This window comes from Streptomyces sp. NPDC107522, assembly GCF_055657525.1.
On record NZ_JBVKAU010000002.1, the window covers coordinates 594,421 to 613,897 of the forward strand.

14 protein-coding genes are annotated in these 19,477 nt (G+C 71.6%); 7 read left to right on the forward strand and 7 right to left on the reverse strand.

Annotated elements, in window-relative coordinates; genetic code table 11:
- Positions 1-17: 17 nt before the first annotated feature.
- On the forward strand, positions 18-1,733 hold the full coding sequence (locus tag ACZ7L6_RS07970; protein WP_471921797.1) for a hypothetical protein: 1,716 nt from the start codon (positions 18-20) through the stop codon (positions 1,731-1,733).
- Positions 1,734-1,827: 94 nt separating this feature from the next.
- On the opposite strand, the gene ACZ7L6_RS07975 is transcribed toward ACZ7L6_RS07970, so the two are convergent.
- The 6 genes from ACZ7L6_RS07975 to ACZ7L6_RS08000 all read right to left on the reverse strand — a co-directional run bounded on the left by ACZ7L6_RS07975 (position 1,828) and on the right by ACZ7L6_RS08000 (position 12,792).
- Positions 1,828-2,469, reverse strand: a complete 642-nt coding sequence (locus ACZ7L6_RS07975; RefSeq protein ID WP_471921124.1) for a cutinase family protein — start codon at positions 2,467-2,469, stop codon at positions 1,828-1,830.
- Positions 2,470-2,669: 200 nt separating this feature from the next.
- Positions 2,670-3,890 carry a PucR family transcriptional regulator gene (locus tag ACZ7L6_RS07980; protein ID WP_471921125.1) on the reverse strand — a complete coding sequence of 407 codons (1,221 nt, stop codon included), beginning with the start codon at positions 3,888-3,890 and terminating at the stop codon, positions 2,670-2,672.
- Positions 3,891-4,012: 122 nt separating this feature from the next.
- A complete protein-coding gene (locus ACZ7L6_RS07985) occupies positions 4,013-4,957 on the reverse strand; it encodes an alpha/beta hydrolase (RefSeq protein WP_471921126.1) in 945 nt (314 codons plus the stop codon).
- Between the two features lie 21 nt (positions 4,958-4,978).
- A complete protein-coding gene (locus ACZ7L6_RS07990) occupies positions 4,979-9,079 on the reverse strand; it encodes a beta-ketoacyl synthase N-terminal-like domain-containing protein (protein ID WP_471921127.1) in 4,101 nt (1,366 codons plus the stop codon).
- Positions 9,076-11,049 carry a fatty acyl-AMP ligase gene (locus ACZ7L6_RS07995; protein WP_471921128.1) on the reverse strand — a complete coding sequence of 658 codons (1,974 nt, stop codon included), beginning with the start codon at positions 11,047-11,049 and terminating at the stop codon, positions 9,076-9,078. Before ACZ7L6_RS07995 ends, ACZ7L6_RS07990 begins: the two co-directional genes overlap by 4 nt.
- Positions 11,050-11,217: 168 nt before the next feature.
- On the reverse strand, positions 11,218-12,792 hold the full coding sequence (locus tag ACZ7L6_RS08000) for an acyl-CoA carboxylase subunit beta (protein ID WP_471921129.1): 1,575 nt from the start codon (positions 12,790-12,792) through the stop codon (positions 11,218-11,220).
- A 431-nt stretch (positions 12,793-13,223) separates the two neighbouring features.
- Here ACZ7L6_RS08000 and ACZ7L6_RS08005 point away from each other — a divergent pair, with 431 nt between their 5' ends.
- The gene (locus ACZ7L6_RS08005) at positions 13,224-15,206 is read left to right on the forward strand and encodes a CASTOR/POLLUX-related putative ion channel (RefSeq protein WP_471921130.1); all 1,983 of its coding nucleotides are present in this window, start codon (positions 13,224-13,226) and stop codon (positions 15,204-15,206) included.
- Between the two features lie 76 nt (positions 15,207-15,282).
- Here ACZ7L6_RS08005 and ACZ7L6_RS08010 read toward each other — a convergent pair whose 3' ends face one another.
- Positions 15,283-15,690 (reverse strand): RidA family protein, encoded by a 408-nt coding sequence (locus ACZ7L6_RS08010; protein WP_471921131.1) that lies wholly within the window; start codon positions 15,688-15,690, stop codon positions 15,283-15,285.
- A gap of 140 nt (positions 15,691-15,830) precedes the next feature.
- On the opposite strand from ACZ7L6_RS08010, the gene ACZ7L6_RS08015 reads away from it, so the two are divergent.
- The 5 genes from ACZ7L6_RS08015 to ACZ7L6_RS08035 all read left to right on the forward strand — a co-directional run bounded on the left by ACZ7L6_RS08015 (position 15,831) and on the right by ACZ7L6_RS08035 (position 19,475).
- The gene (locus ACZ7L6_RS08015; RefSeq protein ID WP_471921132.1) at positions 15,831-16,211 is read left to right on the forward strand and encodes a winged helix-turn-helix transcriptional regulator; all 381 of its coding nucleotides are present in this window, start codon (positions 15,831-15,833) and stop codon (positions 16,209-16,211) included.
- Between the two features lie 397 nt (positions 16,212-16,608).
- Complete coding sequence (locus tag ACZ7L6_RS08020; protein ID WP_471921133.1) at positions 16,609-17,349, forward strand: SDR family oxidoreductase; 741 nt, start codon at positions 16,609-16,611, stop codon at positions 17,347-17,349.
- Positions 17,350-17,461: 112 nt separating this feature from the next.
- Entirely contained in the window at positions 17,462-18,361 is a 900-nt protein-coding gene (locus ACZ7L6_RS08025) for an SDR family oxidoreductase (RefSeq protein WP_471921134.1), read from the forward strand.
- A 72-nt stretch (positions 18,362-18,433) separates the two neighbouring features.
- Entirely contained in the window at positions 18,434-18,766 is a 333-nt protein-coding gene (locus ACZ7L6_RS08030) for a nuclear transport factor 2 family protein (RefSeq protein WP_471921135.1), read from the forward strand.
- An 88-nt stretch (positions 18,767-18,854) separates the two neighbouring features.
- The gene (locus ACZ7L6_RS08035; RefSeq protein ID WP_471921136.1) at positions 18,855-19,475 is read left to right on the forward strand and encodes a TetR/AcrR family transcriptional regulator; all 621 of its coding nucleotides are present in this window, start codon (positions 18,855-18,857) and stop codon (positions 19,473-19,475) included.
- Positions 19,476-19,477: the final 2 nt, after the last annotated feature.

Consider the following 19,477-nt stretch of genomic DNA (forward strand, 5'->3'; position numbering starts at 1 on the left):
GCGTCCGTGGCATGGACATGAGCCGCAGCAGAAGAAGGACATGGCGCAATGCCGCGCCGGCGGTGCTGTTGGCCGCGGGGACGCTCACCGCGGCAGCCCCCGGAGCCCGGGCGGACGGTGCGCGGACCGAGACTCCCGTGTCGTCGACGTCTCCGGTCGCCGGGGTGGTCGAGTCGGCGGTGCGGGTGAAGGCGCCGTTGCCGGAGTCGGCCGGCCCTCGCCCGGCCGCGTGCGACTGGCTGTCGTACCTGCGCTACCGCGCCGCCGACGGCCCGGACGCCGCGGCCGACGCGGACCGGATCCTCGTCGCACAGCCGGGCATCCTGGAGGGGGCCGGGGCGTTCGACAGCGTCGCCCGCAACACCGTGGCGGCGGCCGCCGCGCAGGGCCGGCACATCGAGTTCTGGGCCCTGGACCGGCGCTCCAACTGTCTGGAGGACCGCACCGGCATCGCCTCCGGCGACCAGCACACGGCCGTCGACTACTACTACCGGGGAGAGGAGGTCGGCGGGCGTACCTTCGACGGGTACACCGGCAACGGGCAGTTGGGGTGGATGGCGCGACTCGGTATCGAGCAGACCGTCCGGGACCAGTACGACCTGCTCGCCGCCGAACTGCCCGACCAGGGCCTGCGCAAGCGAAAGGTGCTGTGCGGCGGTCACTCGCTCGGCGGCGTCATCACCGGCTACTTCGCCACCGCCGACTTCGACGGGAACCCGGCCACCACGACCGACGCCGGACACAACCAGTGCGCGGGCTACTTCGCCCTCGACACCACCGTCTCCACCTCGCTGGCCGACCTCAGCGGCAGCATCCCGGACGACACCAACGTCCCCGATGTCGGGCTCGGTTACGGCGTCGTGCAGGCCGGCCTCGACAGCGGGACGCTGCCACGCTCGCTGTCCGCGCCGGTGCTGCTCAACCCGGAGACGATGACGCTGCTCGCCATCGCCGGCCTCGGCGCCCTGAAGGCCCCTTCAGCCGAGGCCGACCTGCCCCGCTACCTGCCCTCCAACCTCAACATCGAGGCCACCAACCGCTTCCTGTTCTCCAAGGACGCCGCCACCTTCCTCACCGGCTCACCCGGCGTGAAGGACTTCAGGCTCACCAACGCGGCGGTGCTCGGCGCGCTGCTCGACGACAACTCCGTACCGCTGGCGTTCCTGCAGAGCAGCGTCGGATTCCTCGACGGCGGGCCGGTCGCCGACAAGAACTTCCCCGCAGCCAACGGCAGTGCGCAGCAGCCCGGCCTGTACGGCACCGAGTACAAGGCGATCCCGGACCGGCCGCACGGGCCGCTGTACACGTGGCGCAATTACGACCGTGTCGGCGACGCCGACGACCCCGGGTACCGGTCGGCCGACGGCACGCCGTTCACCGCCGCCGGCAAGGAGGTCACCGACATCCAGGAGCTGGCCCGCAGTCTGGCCGAGCAGCCGTTGGACTTCACCGAGCAGTACTTCCCCACCAAGCTGGTCACCGACCTCCAACTGGCGACCTCACCGCAGGTGAAGAAGCTCGTCGTCCATCCGGACGGGCTCACCGCCAACCCGACCCTCACGATCCTGGCGGGCGACGGGCTGCTCGCCGGCCGCGTCCCGCCCGACCTGCACCCGCTGATCGCCGACGGCTACCAGCACCTCGACGTGCTGACCGCCGCGCCCGTGCAGAACAACGGCCGGGCCGAGCCCGTCTCCACCGGGCTCGCGCGGTTCGCCGACTCGCCGAACTGACTTCCCGGAGCACGTACTTGGGGCCCGGGAGGAACGTCTCCTCCCGGGCCCCGAGCGTGCGCGTGGTGCGCGGTCCCGTTCGCGCCGCTACGGCTCAGACCTTGCCCGCGGCGAACGCGGCCGCCGCGTCGGCGTTCGCCGTGTAGCCGAGGTGCGCTCCCACGTCGGTCCCGCCGTTCTCACAGATGGGGTCGCCCTTGGCGCAGAAGTCGATCGTGCGGCTCTGGTAGACGCCAGTAACGCTTTTGCCCAGGGCCCGGATGGGGTTTCCGAACAGCAGCACCGCGGCGACCTTAGGCTCGACCGCGGTCGGCAGGGTGGCCACGATGGGGCTGCCGACCACCGCGCCCTCGCTGCTGATGCCGATGGAGTTGTCGACGACGTTCGCGCCCTGCGAATAGCCGACGAGGACGAAACGCTGGTTCGGGCAGGCGGCGGCCTGCTGTTTGACGTGGTTCACCAGATCCGCGTTTCCCTGTGCGGCCGACGTGAGGGAAAGATCCGCGGGGTAGTTCACCTTGTAGCTGGAGAGGGTTTTTCCGGTGATTTTCCTCTGCAGCGCGGAATACACGGGGTCGCCGACGATGAAGCCGAGCGTGCCCGGTTCGAACGTGCCGCGGGCCGCGACGACGTCGATGTCCGTGCAGGCCGCGGCCGAGACCGTGGGCGCTGAGAGGGTGACGAGTCCGGCTCCGCCGACCAGCGAGAGCGCGGCCAAGCACATACGGATACGCATGGGATCCTCCGCGATGGGGGCGCGGGATGCGCCTGCGAGATGACTTCCCGAACGTATTCGCGGTGCTTGACGGAGCGTTATGGACAGGATTATGGAAGTGCCGCGCTTTTTTGTTGTCGAATGAGTACGGGATGAGTACGGGATGAGCGCGGGGGGAGTACAGGAGGAATGCCGGATGAGTGCCGGATGAGTGCTGGAAATCAGTCCTGCCGGGTGTGCATCGATTCCGCGCGCAGCGCCAGGATCAGTTCGAGGCGGGTGTCCGGGTCGTGCAGGGCGTCGCCGAACAGCTTCTCCAGCTGGCGCAGCCGGTAGCGGACCGTCTGCGGATGGATGTGCAGCCGGGCGGCGACGGCCGGGACGTTGCTGCCGCTGAGCAGCCAGGCCAGCAGCGTCTCGGCGAGCCGGGCGCGCTGCCCCGCCGACACCGAGTCGAGCGGGGCGAGGGCGCCGGCCCGCAACCGGCCGAGCAGAGGCTCGTCGGCGTGCAGCAGCAGCGTCGACAGATGGTCGGCGCACCGCACCACGTCCTGCCGGGGCAGGACTCCGCGCCCCATCAGCCCCAGCGCCCGGGTGGCCCAGCGCAGCGACTGCGCGGCCTCGGTGAGCGGCACCGTCGGGCCGATCGCGGCCGGGCGTCCCCGCAGGGCGAGCGTGAAACTGCGGCCGGCCCACCGCCCCGAGCCGTCGGGATCGGGCACGAGCATGCGGGGCGGCCGCGACTCCATGTCCACCAGCGCCCCCGCCGAGGCCAGCGGCCGGTCCTCCTCGCGCCGGTCGGGGGCGGCCGCGAGCGCGACGACGGCGACCTGCCGCGGCACCGTCCACCGTGCGCTGTGCGCCAGCTTCTGCACCGCTTCCAGGACCACAGGGCCCTCGCCGACCAGCAGGTCGAGCAGTCGCCGGCGGCGCCGCTCCAGCTCGTCGGAGCTGCGCAGCTGCCCCTCCGCGAACCCGGCCGCGGCCGCCTCGGCGACCTCGTGCACCGTCCGGAACGCCAGCTCGCCCAGCGCGGCCACGACCGTCGAGTCCAGCCCGAGTGTCTCCGCCGTGCGCCCCATGCACCGCCAGGCGTGCATCCCGCCCACGCGCAGGGCGGACTGCAGCACGTCCAGGCTCCGGCCCTCCTGGGCCACGCCGCGCCCCAGGGCGTAGTACGTCGCGGCGATCGCCTGGCCGTCGTCGCGCGGATCGGCGATGTGGTCCACGAACAGGGTCAGCGCCTGCACCACCCCGTCCCGCAGGTTCCTGCCGTACGGGCCGTCGGGCGGCTGCGCGTACTCGGGGACCTGGCGGCGGACCTCCGCCTCCACCTGGTCGGCGACTTCGGCGAGTTGGGCACGCAACAGCCCGGCCAGCTCGGCCGGCACCGGTGTGGCCCCGGCACCGTTCGTCAGGTCGCGCGGGGTGGGGAACGCCATCGCGGACACTCCTTTCGCCCGGAGTCGGCTCGCCCGCGCGGTGGTGCCCGTGGGGCGAGTGGGGCGTCCCTGGTTGGACGGATGCCCCCTCCGGTCCGTTCCGTGCCCCCACGGCACCGACATCACTCCGGTACGCCCAGGGCACGGGCGAGCATCGGCCACGACGCGCTGAACTCCCGTTTCCAATAAGCCCAGTTGTGGCCTCCTCCCGAGTAGAAGTGACGGTCCACCGGGATACCGAGTCGCGCCAGCGCGTCGGTGAAGCCGTGCGCCGAAGGCCACAGCGCGCTCTCCAGCGCCTCCGGCAGCGGATCGCCGCCACCCCCGAACAGACCACTGCCCTGCGAGACGTACAGGGCGGTACCGCGCAGCCCTTCGGCACGGGCGCGGGGATTGAAGGCCCGCCAGGTCGGGAGGTTCAGGACCGGATGGCCCCACAGGGAGGCGGCCGGCAGGTTCTCCCGGGCCACGATCGCGTCCACGATGGCGGGCACGCCGGGCGCGGTGGTGTCCAGGACCCCGCTGTAGGAGGCCGCCGCGGCGAACACGCCCGGATGCCGGGCCGCGTGCGCCATCGCCCCGTACCCTCCGGTCGAGACACCGGCGACGGCCCGTACACCAGAGGCCCGGTAGTCACGGGCGAGCAGCGCGGGAACCTCCTTCACCTGGAAGGTCTCGTAGTCGGAGCCGTCGCGCCAGACGCTGGGAATGCCGGTCGGCCCCGCGTCCGGGATCGCCACGATCAGATCGCGGTCCGCGGTGAAGGCCTCGATGTCAGTCTCCCGAGTCCAGGACGTGTGGTCGTCGTGGGCGCCGTGCAGCAGATACAGGACCGGATACGTCCGCCGCGGCTCCGTGTCGAAGCCCGACGGCAGGATCAGCCGCACCGGTGCGTTGCGGCCCAGGGCGGCGGAGGACACGGACAGTTCGAACGTGCGCGGTCCCAGCCGCGTCGCCGCCCGGGCGCGACCGGTGCCGGTCGTGGCGCCGAACACAACGGCCAGACCGGCGGCGGTCGCCGCCTTGGCGACGGTGCGCCGGGACACTCCGATGGTGCGGTCGGACATGGCGGCTCCTCGGGTTCCGGTTCAGGGGGCGGGGGTGCGCTCGGCGAGCGCCCGGTTCAGATGGGTGGCGATCTCGTCGACGTACGGCGGGTCGAGCAGCGCCAGATGGTGTCCGGTCACCCGTACGACCTCCAGGCCCGGGCACACCTCGTCCCAGCCCAGCGCCTCGTCGTCGCGCTCGTACGCCGGATCGCGCACCGTGTGCGGCGCCGGCTCGATGGCCCGGTAGAGCACCACCCGGCCGTCGTAGCGGCCCGGCCGGTGTGCCTCGCCGATCCTCAGATCCAGGTAGGAGGCGCGCTGGTGCTCCAACACGGCGCGCGGCACCTCGGCCGCCTCCCGCAGGGCCCGCAGCACGGCGTCGATACGGTCCCTGTCGTCGTCCATCGCGACCAGGTCGTCGTACGGCAACTCCAGCGGCACACCGTAGGTTTCGGCGACGTGCCCCGCGAACCCCTCGAAGTGGGCCCGGAGCCGGTCGGCCGACGTCAGACCGGGCCCGGGGAGGGGCCGTACGGAGTCGATGAGCACCACGAGCGGTACGTCCCGTCCGGCGGCGGCCAGCTGCCGTGCGGTCTCCTGGGCGACGAAGCCGCCGAAGGACCAACCGCCCAGCAGCACGGGCCCGTCGGGATGCGTGGCACTGATCGCCTCGGCGTAGCGGCACGCCTTGTCCGCCACCGTGTGGGCCCCGTCGATCCGGTCGAGCCCGAAGACCGGCTGCTCGGCGCCCAGGCGTTCGGTGAGCGCCCGATAGACGGTGGTCGGACCGCCGGCCGCGTGCACGAGGAACAGCGGGGGCCGGGAGCCGGTGGCGCGCAAGGGACGCGGGGACACGCCACCGGCCGACTGGGGGAGGGCCTGCTCGATACGGGTGGCCGCCTCGGCGGCGGTAGCGGCACCCAGCAGGTCGCGCAGGGGCAGTTCGATGCCGAAGTCGCGCTCCACGGCCGTACGGATACGGACCGCCATGAGGGAGTCCAGGCCGAGGTCGGCGAGCGCGGCGGTGGGGGTGATGCGGGTTGGCGGGTGGCCGGTGACGGCGGCGATGTGATGGGTCAGGCGGGCCAGGAAGGGGGAGTGGCCCGCCAGGCGCGCGTGACTGTCGGGACCGTCGACGGGCGGGGTCGCGCCGATCTGCGTTTGGCTGCCGCCAGGTTCCGCCGTGTCCGCGTCCCCACCGGCGTGCCGTTCGGCCGACGCCGGCACACTCGCCGGCCGCGAAACCGCCGGCACGCCCACCGCACCCGCCCGCGCTCTCCCGTCCGTCCACCAGTGCCGCACATGCCGCCAGCGCGGACCGGGCAGGTCGACGACCCGGCCGGGCGGCAGCGGCAGCCGCTGCCCCGCCGTGTACAGGGCGCCCAACTGCCCGGCGAACGCCGTCGATCCGTCCGCGTCACGGCGCAGCGTGGGCAGGGCGAGCGCCCCCGGCACAGTGTCGGTGACGGCGCCCGTGAGTACCGGATGGGGCGAGATCTCGACGAACGCGGTGTGTCCGTCGGCCGCCGCTGCCGCCAGGGCCCGGTCCAGGTGTACCGGCCGCCGCAGGTTGGCGGCCCAGTGGGCGGCATCGAACGCGCTCTCGCCGCGCGGGTCGTCGAGAACGGTGGAGTACACGGGCACGCGCGCCCGACGCCCCCGCACACCGGCCAGCGCATCGGTCAGCTCCGGCAGCAGCGCGTCGACCTGCGGGGAGTGCCCGGCGCCCACGACCCGCATCGCCCGGACGGCCCGGCCCTCCTTCTGCAGACGGCTCACCAGACGGTCCACCGCCGCCTCCGCTCCGGCCACGACCTTCAGCCGCGGCGAGGAGTGAACGGCGACATGCACCCCCGGGAAGTCCCCTTCCAGGTGGTCGAGTTCGGAGTCGTCCAGGTCGACGACGGCCATCGCACCGCCGCGCAGCCCGCTCAGCAGACGAGCGCGTACGGCGATGACCCGCGCCCCGTCGGCCACCTCCAGGGCACCCGCGCACACACTTGCCGCCACCTCGCCCATGGAGTGGCCGATCACGGCCGCGGGCTCGACACCGTACGAGCGCCATAGATCGGAAAGCGCCAACTGCAAGCCGAACAGAAGCCGTTGGGCGGTGTCGAGACGCTCCAGGCCGGTGCCAGATGCCAGGTGGTCGTACAGCGACAGTCCGCCCCACTCCGCGGCGAGCTGCGGATCGAGCTTCTCCACGGCCGCGGCGAACGCCGGTTCCTCGGCGAGCAGCCGGCGTCCCATGCCGGGCCACTGGGTGCCGTACCCGGAGAAGACCCACACGGTGCCGGGCCCCACCAGGTCCCGGTCGCCGGTCGTGACCCGCCCGTCCGGGCGACCGGCCGCCAACTCGCCTATTGCCTCAGCGAGTTCGTCACGCTCACGGGCCACGACCGCGGCACGTACGGGCCCGCGGCCCGTGCGCCCGGCGAGGGTGCGCGCCATGTCGGCGGGGTGCGCGGCGCGGCCCTCGGGCGTTCGGAGCCATGCGGCGAGCCGGCCCGCGGTGTCGCGGATCCGCTCGCTGTCGGCGTCGGAGAGGAGGTGCAGGCGGGCGGCGGGCTCGTCGGCCGGGGGCGAGGGCGGGCTGACGGGCCGCCATTCCTCCAGCACAGCATGCGCGTTGGTGCCGCCGAAGCCGAAGCCGGAGACTCCGGCGGTGGCGGTGCCGCTGTAGCGGGGCCACGGTTCGGGCTCGCTCACGACGCGCAGCCGGTCGTCGTGCAGGGCGCTGCCGTCCGCGCAGTGCAGGGAGGGCGGGATGAGGTCGTGGTGCAGGGCGAGCACGGTCTTCACCAGGCCGGCCACGCCCGCGGCGGACTCCAGGTGACCGAGGTTGCCCTTGACCGAGCCCACCAGCAACGGCTGATCGGGGTCGCGGCCGGGCCCGAGGACCGCACCGAGTGCGCCCGCCTCGATCGGGTCGCCCAGCGGGGTGCCGGTGCCGTGCGCCTCGACGTGGTCGACGTGCGCGGGAGTGAGCCCGGCCCGCGTGTAGGCCGTCTCCAACAGGGCCCGTTGGGCTGCCGGATTGGGGGCCATGAGACCGTTGGACCGGCCGTCGGAGTTGACGGCCGTCGTACGGATGACCGCCAGCACCCGGTCGCCGTCGCGCTCGGCGTGGGACAGTCGTTTGAGGACCACGGCCGCACAGCCCTCGCCGCGCCCGATGCCGTCGGCCGCCGCCGAGAACGGTTTGCACCGCCCGTCCGGTGCGAGGGCGCCCGCCCTCCGGAAGGCGACCGTGATGGCGGGCGAGAGTAGCAGATTGACCCCGGCGGCGATCGCTGTTTCGCTCTCACCTGCCCGCAGGCTGACACAGGCGTGGTGCACCGCGACCAGCGAGGACGAGCAGGCGGTGTCCACGGCCAGGGACGGCCCGCGTGTGTCCAGGACGTACGCCAGCCTGCCCGCGGTGACACTCAGGGCCGCGCCGGCGGGGGCCCATGGGTCGACGGCGGCCGGATCCGCGCCGGTCAACTGCCCGTACTCCGGGGCGGAGACCCCGACGAAGACGCCTGTGGCGGTGCCCGCGAGGGACGCGGCCGGGACGGCGGCGTGGTCGAGCGCCTCGTGGACGACCTCCAGCAGGATCCGCTGCTGGGGATCCATCACCGCGGCCTCGCGCGGCGTGATGCGGAAGAAGTCCGCGTCGAACCCGGCGATGTCGTCGAGGTAACCGCCGTAGGGATGCGCGTCGGCGGGCGGGAAGGCGGTGAAGTCCCGCCAGCGGTCCTCGGGTACGCGCCGGATCGCGTCCACGCCCTCGCACAGCAACCGCCAGTAGTCGCCCGGCCCGTGCACCCCGCCGGGCAGCCGGCAGCCGACGCCGATGACCGCGACTGGCTCGCCGGGCGATCCCGGCACCATGACGAGCGGCGCGGGCCCTGGCGCCGTACCGCACAGCCGCGCCACCAGCGCCTCCCCGGTCGGCGCCTCCCACAGCAGTGTCGGCGGCAGTTCGCAGCCTGTGACGCGGGACAACTCCCCGGCGAGGGCGACCGCGTCCCGCGACGACATGCCGAGGTCCGCGAGCTGCTGGTCCATCGGGACGTCTTCGGGAGCGGTGCCGTGCCAGGAAGCCACCCGCTCGGCGATCACCCGACGTAGCGTCGCCGCGTCGACGGGCCTCATCCGGCGGCCCCCGACGTGGTGCCGGTTGCGGTGTCGGCTGGTGGCGTGCCGGCCGGTTTGCCGTGCGTCGTGTCGGCTCGGCGTGTGTCGCCGTGCGCTGTCTCGCCCCGAGGTGTGCCGTCCTGCGCCGCTCCTCCCCGTAGTGCGGCGCCCACGTTCGCATCGGCCCGTGACGTGCCGCCCCCCTCCCCGTCACCCCCCTCCGTGTCGCCCCCCTGCCCGTACGCACCCTCCAGGTACCGCGCCCGGGTCAGAGCCCGCGACACCTTGCCGCTGGAGGTGCGGGCGACCGTGCCCGGCGGCACGAGCACCACGTCGGCGAGCCGCAGCCCGTGCCGCGCGGAGACGGCGCCGCGCACGGCACGCACCACGTCCCGGACATCGAGCTCGGCCAGGGACACGTCCCGTACGTGCTCGGCCACCACGACCGCCCGCTCACCCGCGGCACCGGGCACGGCGAAGGCGGCGAGCCGGTCGCGGCGTACAGCCGGATGCGCTTCCTGGGCCGTGGCCTCCAGGTCCTGCGGGTAATGGTTGCGACCGTCGACGATGACGAGGTCCTTCAGCCGCCCGGTGACGACCAACTGCCCGTCCAGCACCGCGCCCAGATCGCCGGTACGCAGCCACCGGCCACCCGGCGCGTCCGAGCCGCCGGCGAACTCCGCCCCGAAAACCAGCTCGCTCTCCTCCGCCCGACTCCAGTAACCGCGGCCGACGTTGGGCCCCTGCACCCAGATCTCCCCGACCTCCCCCTCGAACAGGACGGCACGGGTGACGGGGTCGGCGATCCGGACCCGCTGGCCCGCCGGAGTGCCGCAGCCGGCCAGCAGAACGGCCCTGGGGTCGTCGGGCCGTGCGGGCAGGGCCTTCCCGGCGGCGAGGGCGTCCCGGTCGAGAGCGAACCGGCCGAGCGGCTCGCCGGGCCGGGCGGCACTGACGAAGACGGTGGCCTCGGCGAGCCCGTACGAGGGACAGTGGGCCGTGGCGGGCAGGCCCCGGTCGGCGAAGGCGGCGTGGAAGCGGTCGGCCGTGCCCGGGCGGACCGGCTCGCTGCCGTTGATCAGCGCGGCGACACCGTCGAGGCGCAGGTCCGCCTTCTGGCTTTCGGTGACGGCGCCGACGCAGTAGTCGTACGCGAAGTTGGGCGCGGCGCTCACGGCCCGCGGATGCGCGCCGAGCAGCCGCAGCCACCGTACGGGCTCGTTGAGGAAGGCGGCCGGGTCCATCAGCACCGAAAGCACACCGCGCACCACGGGTGCGGCCACGCTGAGCACCAGCCCCATGTCGTGGTAGAGCGGCAGCCAGCCCACACAGGTCACCGGATGGGCGTCGGCGCCGTAGGCGGTCAGCGCCTGCCGGGCGTTGGCGACGACGTTCGCGTGGGTGATCTCCACGCCTGCCGGAGCACGCGTCGAACCGGACGTGTACTGGAGATAGGCGATCGCCCCCGCATCCGGGTCGACCGGCCGCCACCCCCGGGCGTCGTCGTCGGGCACCTCGTCGGCACAGACGATCCGCATCCGCCCCTCGGCACCGTCTACCGCCCGCTCACAGAAGTCCCGTACCTCCTGCCGTACGCGACTCGTGGTCACGACGGCCGCGGGGCGTGCGTCGGCCAGGACACCCGAGAGCCGGTCCGAATGCCCGGGCAGCCCGGGCGGATACAGCGGTACGGCGACCATCCCCGCCGTGAGCGCCGCCAGGAACCCGGTGACGTACTCCGTGCCCTGCGGACACAACAACGCCACGCGCGCGCCCGGTTCGGCCTGTTCGGCGAGGCGGGCGGCGAGCGCGCGCACGCGCAGGTCCAGGCGCCGCCAGGTCAGGGTGCGGTGGACGCCGCGGGAATGCGGCGCCGGGTACTCGACGAAGGTGAACGCCCGGCGGTCGGGGGTGGTTTCGGCCCAGTGACGTACGTACTGCGGCAGGGTCCGACACGAGGGCGCTAGCGGGGGGCGGCGGCTGTCCATCTGGTGTGGCTCCTGAGGTCGCGGGATCGGCCGGCGGGTACGAGGCCGGCCGGATGCGGTTCTTGCGGGGGATGTGCGCGTCTTCGCGGACGGGGTTGCGCCTTCTTCGCGGATCGTCGGGAGGCCCCGGCGGAGCGGTGGGGGAGGCCCCGTGGGGCCCCTCGGGTCTCAGAGCGGGATGTTGCCGTGCCTGCGCTGGGGCAGTGGCGCGCGTTTGCCGTGCAGGGCGTTCAGGGCGCGGCAGATGTGGTCGCGGGTGTCGCGAGGGGCGATCACGGCGTCGACGTATCCGCGTTCGGCGGCGAGGTAGGGCGTGCCGTGGGTGCGTTCGTAGGCGGCGACCAGGCGGGCGCGCAGCGCCTCGGGATCGTCGGCGGCGGCCAGCTCGCGCCGGTGCAGGACGCCCACCGCCCCCTCGGCTCCCATCACGGCGATGCGGGCGGTGGGCCAGGCGAGGTTGATGTCGGCCCCGAGGTGCTTGGAACCCATCACGGCGTACCCGCCGCCGTACGCCTTGCGCACCACGACCGTGACCTTGGGGACGGTCGCCTCGGCATAGGCGTACAGCAGCTTGGCGCCGCGGCGGATGATGCCGCCGCGCTCCTGTCGTACGCCGGACAGATAGCCCGGGACGTCGGCGAAGGTCAGCAGCGGAATGCCGAACGCGTCGCAGAACCGTACGAACCGCGCGGCCTTCTCGGAGGCGTCGATGTCGAGGACCCCGGCGGCGTGCAGCGGCTGGTTGGCGACGACGCCGACCGAGCGGCCCTCGACCCGCGCCAGGGCGCAGACGATGTTCGGTGCGAACAGCTCCTGCACCTCCAGCAGTTCACCGTCGTCGACCACCGCCCGCAGGATCTCCCGCATGTCGTAGGCCTGCCCGAGCCGGTCCGGGACGACGGAATCGAGCCTGTCCCCGGTGAAGACCTCGCCGGGCGCGTACTCCGGGGGCCGCTCCAGGTTGTTGGCCGGCAGATACGACAGCAGATCGCGTACGACGTCCATGGCGTCCTCCTCGTCGGCCGCGAGGAAGTGCGCGTTGCCGTTGACGGTGTTGCTGGTGAGGGCGCCGCCCAACTCCTCGGCGGTGGCGCGCTCGCCGGTGACCGTCTCGATGACGTCGGGGCCGGTGACGAACATGTGCGAGGCGCCGTCGACCATCACGGTGAAGTCGGTGATCGCCGGAGAGTAGGCCGCCCCGCCCGCGCACGGCCCCAGAACGACCGAGATCTGCGGAATCACGCCGGACGCCTGCACGTTGCGTCGCACCAGCTCGGCATAGAGGGCCAGCGAGGCGACGCCCTCCTGGATCCGGGCGCCGCCGCCGTCGTTGAGCCCGACGACCGGGCAGCCGGTCTTCAGGGCGAGGTCCATGAGGGCGACAGTCTTCTCGCCGAACGCCTCGCCCATGCTGCCGCCGAAGACCGCGGAGTCCTGGGCGAACACGCACACCCGGCGCCCGTCGACCGTGCCGTACCCGGTGACCACCCCGTCACCGTGGGGCCGTCGGCCGCCGTCCCCGGTGGGCCGTGCCCGCACGAACAGGCCGGTCTCGGCGAAGGATCCCTTGTCCACCAACCGCTCGATCCGCTCCCGGGCCCCGAACTCCCCGCGCCTCCTCGCCCCGCCCGGCACCAGGGCCTGTTGATGGCGGTGGGCCAGGTCGGTGATGCGTTCCGCGGTGCTCCGGGGCGCGTGGTCAACCACCTGCGCCGGACCGGATGTCGTCGCCTCTTTGGTCACAACCACCTCCGAAGTGGTTGTCGAATATGGCAGCGCGAGAGCGAATGCCTGAGCGAATCGCCTTTGGCTTTGGGGGAGTTGAGTCCTCCGGAACGGAATTTCATCCCCGTGTGACAAGGGACTGTCTCCCACCCGCCGTTCGTCGTCGGGGCCTGCGGCACGGCCCGCGGCGTTCCCGGCTACCGACGGTGCGGGTCGGCCGGGCCCGGTACGAGCCGATGACCGCGCCCACGATCACGTAGCGGGGCCGGCCGCCGGACAAGGGCGGTGTCAGCGCGGGGCCGCGTGGCTCATCCGCTGCTGTCTGCATCTCTGCGCCCCCTCCATCATCTGCGCCCCCTGTGTTCCCGCGATTGGATGATCGTGTCGACGGTAGGAATCACCCGGTGCTCAGGGGAGGGCCACCGGCAGCGGAGGGAAGGTCTTCGGCAGTGCACGCGAGACTGCGGGAGCGGTTGCGGTACTGGTTCGACGGGACGATGGACCGGGGGACGCAGGCCTTGATCGGCTGGCTGGCCCTGGCCTCCGTCGTGCTGATCGTCCTGGTGACGTCTCTGGTGGTCGCGTTCACCGACGAGGACACCGAGAAGAACGGCGGCTGGCTGGGCGTGGCCTGGATGAGCCTGCTGCGTACGCTCGACCCCGGCACGATGGGCGGGGACGCCGGAGGCCCGCTGTTCCTCGGCCTCATGCTGACCGCGACCGTCGGCGGGATCTTCATCGTCAGCGCCCTCATCAGTGTGCTGACCGCCGGCCTGGAGGCCCGCATCCACGAACTGCGGCGGGGCAAGTCCCGGCTGATCGAGCGCGGGCACACCGTGGTGCTCGGCTGGTCGGAACAAGTCTTCACGGTGATCGCGGAGTTGGTCGAGGCCAACCAGAGTGAGCGGCGTTCGTGTGTCGTGATCCTCACCGAGCGCGACAAGATCCAGATGGAGGACGAGATCCGCAGAAGGATCCCGGACACCGGACACACACGGGTGATCTGCCGCTGCGGCAGCCCCCTTCAGCGGGCGGATCTGGAACTGGTGAGCCTGGACGCGGCCAAGTCCATCATGGTGCTGCCCCCCGTCGCGGACGACGGCGACACCGATGTCATCAAGACTCTGCTGCTCCTGAACAACCGGCCGTGGAGCGGCCCGCGCCCGAACATCGTTGCAGCCGTGCGGAGGTCGCCCAATCTGGCGGCTGCCCGCCTCGCCGCCGGCGAGGACGCCCTGGTGATCGACGTCGACGACGTCGCCGTGCGCCTCATCGTGCAGTCGCACCGGCAGACCGGCCTGTCCACCGTCTTCAACGAAATGCTCAGCTTCGTCGGCAACGAGATATATCCCTACCCCGTAACCGGGCTGGCCGGCACCACGTACGGGGAGGCGCTCAACGGATTCGACCTCGGCATCCCGGTCGGTCTGCGCAGGAAGTGCGGTGAGTCACTGGTCAACCCGCCGATGAACACGGTCATCGCCCGCGATGACGAGATGCTCGTCCTGGCCGAGGACGACCTGCTCATCCGGCCGGCAGACACCCGGCCCACGATCGTCGGCTCGGCGATCACCTCCGCCCCCGGCCGGCCTCCGACACCCGACCGCACGCTCATGATCGGCTGGAACTCCCGCTCGGCAAAGATCATCAGGCTGCTGGACTGCCTGGTCGAGCCCGGATCACTGATCGACATCGCGGCGACGCAACGCCCCGAGAACGACCTCCAGGAGCACTTGGAGAACCTCACAGTGGACTACAAACCCTGCGAGCCCACCCTCCGGCCCTCGCTGGAGTCCCTGGGACTGGACGGCTACCGGAACATCATCGTTCTGACCGATGACGACATCGACCCCGAATGGGCCGATGACCGCACCTTGGTGACGCTGCTTCACCTCCGCGACATCGCCATCCGCCACGGCAGCCCGTACTCGATCGTCACCGAGATGAACAACGACGCCAACCGCGAGATCGCCCAGGTCACCAAGGCGGACGACTTCATCGTCAGCACCAAGATAATCAGCCTTCTGCTGACGCAACTCGTCGAGGACCGTCACCTCTACGCCGTGTTCACCGATCTCTTCGATCCGGCGGGATCGGAGATCTACCTCAAGCCGGCCACCAATTACGTCCTTCCGGAAACACCGGCGAACTTCGCCACGGTCATCGAGGCGGCCCGGCAACAGGGAGAGACAGCCATCGGCTACCGGATCGCGCGGCACAGCGACGAACCTCCGACCTACGGCATCTTCCTCAATCCCCCCAAGACCGCGCCGCTGACCCTGGGCGAGGACGATGCCGTCGTGGTACTCGCCGAGGACGGCCGCCCGGCCGTCAACATGCCCGCGGCCAGAGACGGACACGGCACGGGTGGCGCGGCGGCGGCACCGCCGTTCAGTTCCGGCCGCGGGCCGTCCGCACCGGGTCCTTCTTGAACGCCGAGATCCGAAGTTCGCCCGGTAGGGCGTAGCCGACTCGACGGCCGGGCGCTCCGGTGCTCGGTGGCCCTGTTCAGCCGAGGACTGCGGTGGCTTCGATCTCGACCAGATGCTCGGGGAGGTCCAGCGCCGCGACGCCGATCAGCGTGGCCGGCGGCACCGGAGTGACCCCCAGCTTCGCGGCCGCCCGGGAGACTCCCTCCAGGAGCGCAGGCATCTTGTCGGCGGTCCAGTCGACGACGTAGAAGGTCAGTTTCGCCACGTCGTCGAAGGAACCGCCGGCCCCGGCCAGCGCGGTGGCGATGTTGAGGTAGCACTGCTCGACCTGCGCGGCGAGGTCGCCCTCGCCGACCGTGACGCCTTCCGCGTCCCAGGCGACCTGCCCGGCGATGAAGACCAGTTTCGAACCGGAGGCGATCGCCACCTGCCGGTAAACATCGATTGTCGGCAGTCCGTCGGGGTTCTTCAGGGTGATGGCCATGCTGTCCGCCTCCTCGTCCGGGCTCCGGTGAGCCCGTGCTCGTCGAACCAGACCCTTGTGGTCTCTTGTGGTTACTAAGGAACCGTAGGAGAGTGTGCGTTGACATGGAAGAACGCACTTTCCAGTGACTGGGGAACCTGATGGTGACCAAGCAGTTCAGCGGCTCGGACGAGGATGCAAACCTGCGGCGTGCCGACTCCCTGGCGCGGGAGATCTTCTCCGACGTCGCCAACAAGTGGGCGCTGTTGATCATCGAGGCCCTGGGGGAGGGCACCCTGCGCTTCAGCGAGCTGCGCGGCCGGGTCGAGGGCATCAGCCACAAGATGCTCACCCAGAACCTGCGCATGTTGGAGCGCAACGGCCTGGTCGAGCGGACCGTCCACCCCACGGTCCCGCCCCGCGTCGAGTACACCCTCACCGAAGCGGGCCACGGACTGCGGGCGACGGTCGACGGGATGTGCGAGTGGACCTACCGCTACTTCCGGCACATCGAGTCCGCCCGGCAGCGCTTCGAGGGCTGACGGCCGGCGAACACGGAGCTGGGCGCCCCGGCGTCATCGCCGTCACCGTCGTGCCGCCAGCCCAGACCGCTGTTGACGTTCACACGCACGTCTTCCTACCGCTGCTGGAAGCAAGCAAGCCCCGGTCGTCGCCAACGTAGGCAGCGGTCGGGGCTCTCTGCGGCAATCTCCGGCCCCAGCCGGGCGGAGATCCACGTAACGCCAGGCCAGTTCGTACTCGGCGTCGGAGTGGTGCAGTGTCCGTGCGAGCGCCCGCAGGACGGCACCGTTGGGACGTGCGAGGCCCGGCGTTCGTCCTCGCTCGTCCGGAAGAATCTTGCCCACGGATATGGACGACGCGTTCATTAAGTGTTTATATGAACGTGCCGTTCATTTGCAGGGTCGGAAGGAGAACACCATGAGTACCCCCACCACCAACCGCGTCGCACTGGTCACCGGCGGCTCGGGCGGCATCGGCCGTGTCGTGGCCGAGCGGCTTGCCCAGGACGGTTTCGCGGTCGCCGTGCAGTACGCGGGAAACAAGGCCAGGGCCGAGGAAACCGTCGACGCGATCAACGCGGCCGGCGGCAGGGCCTTCGCCGTGGGAGGCGATGTGGCCGACGAGACCGCGATGAGCGCGGCGTTCGACGCGGTCGAGTCGGCCTTCGGTGGCGTCGACGTCGTCGTGAACACCGCCGGCATCATGATCCTGGCGCCGATCGCCACGTTCGACCTCGCCGACCTGGACCGGATGCACCGCACGAACATCCGCGGCACGTTCGTCGTGTCCCAGCAGGCGGCGCGCCGCGTCCGCCCGGGTGGCGCGATCGTCAACTTCTCGACCTCGGTGGTCCGCACCCAGCTGCCGACCTACGGCGCCTACGTCGCCAGCAAGGCCGCGGTCGAGGGCCTCACCCTCACCCTGGCCCGTGAGCTGCGCGGCCGGGACATCACCGTCAACGCCGTCGCGCCCGGCCCCACCGCCACACCGCTGTTCCTGGACGGCAAGGACGATGCCACCATCGCCAACTTCGCCAAGGCGACCCCGCTCGAGCGGCTGGGCCGGCCCGAGGACATCGCCGAGGTCGTCTCATTCCTCGCGGGCCCCGCACGCTGGGTCAACGGACAGATCCTCTACGCCAACGGCGGCCTCGCCTGACCCCTGCCGCACCCGGAGATCCCGCGCCCGGAGCTCCCACCTCTGCCGCACCCGGAGATCCCGCACCTGGACCTCCCACCCCTGGCTCTCACTGCTGAAAGGAACCACGTCCATGTCCACCACCGGCACCGTCGTCGTCATCACCGGCGCCTCCAGCGGTTTCGGGGCCCTCACGGCCCGCGCGCTGGCCGACGCCGGCCACACGGTCTACGCCGGCATGCGCCAGACCACCGGCCGCAACGCGCCCCAGGTCCGGGCCGCCGCCGACTACGCCGGCGAGCACGACGTCGAACTGCGCTCCATCGAGCTCGACGTGAATTCCCAGGACTCGGTCGACACCGCCATCGCACGGATCGAGGCCGAGCACGGCCATATCGACGTGCTGATCCACAACGCCGGGCACATGGTGACCGGTCCGGCCGAGGCGTTCACCCCCGACCAGCTCGCCGAGCTCTACGACGTGAACGTGCTGTCCACCCAGCGCGTCAACCGCGCCGCGCTGCCGGGCATGCGGCGACGTGGACAAGGACTGGTGGTCTGGGTGTCCAGTACCAGTGTCAAGGGCGGCACCCCGCCGTACCTCGCCCCCTACTTCGCCGCCAAGGCCGGCATGGACTCCCTCGCGGTGTCCTACGCCGCAGAACTCGCCCGCTGGGGCGTGGAAACCTCGATCATCGTCCCCGGCTCGTTCACCAGCGGCACCAACCACTTCGCCCACTCCGGCCGCCCCGACGACACCGCCGTAGAGGCCGAGTACGAGACCAGATACGCCGGCCTGATGGACCAGGTGGCGACCAAACTCGCCGCTCTCGCCCCCGAGGGCGCGACCGCGTCGCTGGTCTCCGACGAGATCGCCCGTATCGTCGCCCTGCCCGCCGGGCAGCGCCCCTACCGCGTTCACATCGACCCCGCCGACGACGGATCCGAGGAGGTCTCCGAGATTGCGGACGGCATCCGCCGTGAATTCCTCACCCGCATCGACCTCGCCGACCTGCTCACCGTCCAGCGCTGAAACCCTGGGCCCGGGTCGGGGAGGGACGCCAGCCCTCCCGTCCCGGCTCCCTTCACCACCGAGGCAGTCACCATGACCAGCATCGAAACGCCGGCCGCCATCAGGACGTTCATCGACGCGACCAACCGCGGCGACGCCGAGGCCTTCGCCGCCGCGTTCACCCACGACGCCCACCTCGACGACTGGGGCCGCGAGTACCACGGCCGCGACGGCGTGCGCGCCTGGGACCGCACCGACAACATCGGCGTCCAGGCGCACTTCGAACTGCACGCGATCGAGCCCGGCTCATCCCCGGACACCTGTGTCGCGACCCTGACCGTGACCGGCAACGGCCACAACGGCACCGGCCCGATGACATTCCATCTGCGCGACGGGCTGATCGCGAGCCTGCGGATCACCCCGTGACACCGGCCGCGACGCCGCCCACCGACTCGACCGCGGGCGGCGCCCGCCTGGAAACTGACACGATCCCCGCAACCGAGCAGGAGCACACGTGGTGAACAAGGTGAACGGCCCCGCCGCCAAGGAAGGCAACGGCCGCGGACGAGGGCGTAGGCCGGCGGACGAGGTCCGAGCAGACGTCCTGCGCACCGTCGGCGACCTGCTGCTCACCGAAGGCATCGCCGACCTCACCTTCGAACGCGTCGCCAGGGCATCGGGCGTCAGCAAGACCACCCTCTACAAATGGTGGCCCTCCAAAGGTGCGCTCGCCCTGGACGGCTACTTCCACGCCGTCGAGGAAACGCTCGCCTTCCCCGACACCGGAGACATCCGCGCCGACCTGCTCACCCAACTCCGCGCCTTCGCCCACGTCATGACCAAGACCCCAGGCGGGCGTGTCCTGGCCGAGCTGATCGGCGAGTCACAGACCGACGAGGACCTGGCCACCGCCTACCGCAAGATGTACTCCTCGCACCGACGCCGGCTGGCGGCGGAGCGCCTCCACCGGGCTCAGGAGCTCGGCCAGATCCGCACCGGCATCGACGTACAAGTCCTCGTCGACCAGCTCTGGGGCGCCGTTTACCATCGACTGCTCATCCCCGACGAACCGGTCACCGACGATTTCATCGTCGCACTCGTCAGCAACCTCCTCGACGGAGTCCGCCCGACGTAGAA

Bases quoted from the DNA above. Each gene is read 5' to 3' on its own strand.
- ACZ7L6_RS07970 (WP_471921797.1), top strand. From the start codon at position 18: ATGAGCCGCAGCAGAAGAAGGACATGGCGCAATGCCGCGCCGGCGGTG.
- ACZ7L6_RS07975 (WP_471921124.1), bottom strand. From the start codon at position 2,469: ATGCGTATCCGTATGTGCTTGGCCGCGCTCTCGCTGGTCGGCGGAGCC.
- ACZ7L6_RS07980 (WP_471921125.1), bottom strand. From the start codon at position 3,890: ATGGCGTTCCCCACCCCGCGCGACCTGACGAACGGTGCCGGGGCCACA.
- ACZ7L6_RS07985 (WP_471921126.1), bottom strand. From the start codon at position 4,957: ATGTCCGACCGCACCATCGGAGTGTCCCGGCGCACCGTCGCCAAGGCG.
- ACZ7L6_RS07990 (WP_471921127.1), bottom strand. From the start codon at position 9,079: ATGAGGCCCGTCGACGCGGCGACGCTACGTCGGGTGATCGCCGAGCGG.
- ACZ7L6_RS07995 (WP_471921128.1), bottom strand. From the start codon at position 11,049: ATGGACAGCCGCCGCCCCCCGCTAGCGCCCTCGTGTCGGACCCTGCCG.
- ACZ7L6_RS08010 (WP_471921131.1), bottom strand. From the start codon at position 15,690: ATGGCCATCACCCTGAAGAACCCCGACGGACTGCCGACAATCGATGTT.
- ACZ7L6_RS08015 (WP_471921132.1), top strand. From the start codon at position 15,831: ATGGTGACCAAGCAGTTCAGCGGCTCGGACGAGGATGCAAACCTGCGG.
- ACZ7L6_RS08020 (WP_471921133.1), top strand. From the start codon at position 16,609: ATGAGTACCCCCACCACCAACCGCGTCGCACTGGTCACCGGCGGCTCG.
- ACZ7L6_RS08025 (WP_471921134.1), top strand. From the start codon at position 17,462: ATGTCCACCACCGGCACCGTCGTCGTCATCACCGGCGCCTCCAGCGGT.
- ACZ7L6_RS08030 (WP_471921135.1), top strand. From the start codon at position 18,434: ATGACCAGCATCGAAACGCCGGCCGCCATCAGGACGTTCATCGACGCG.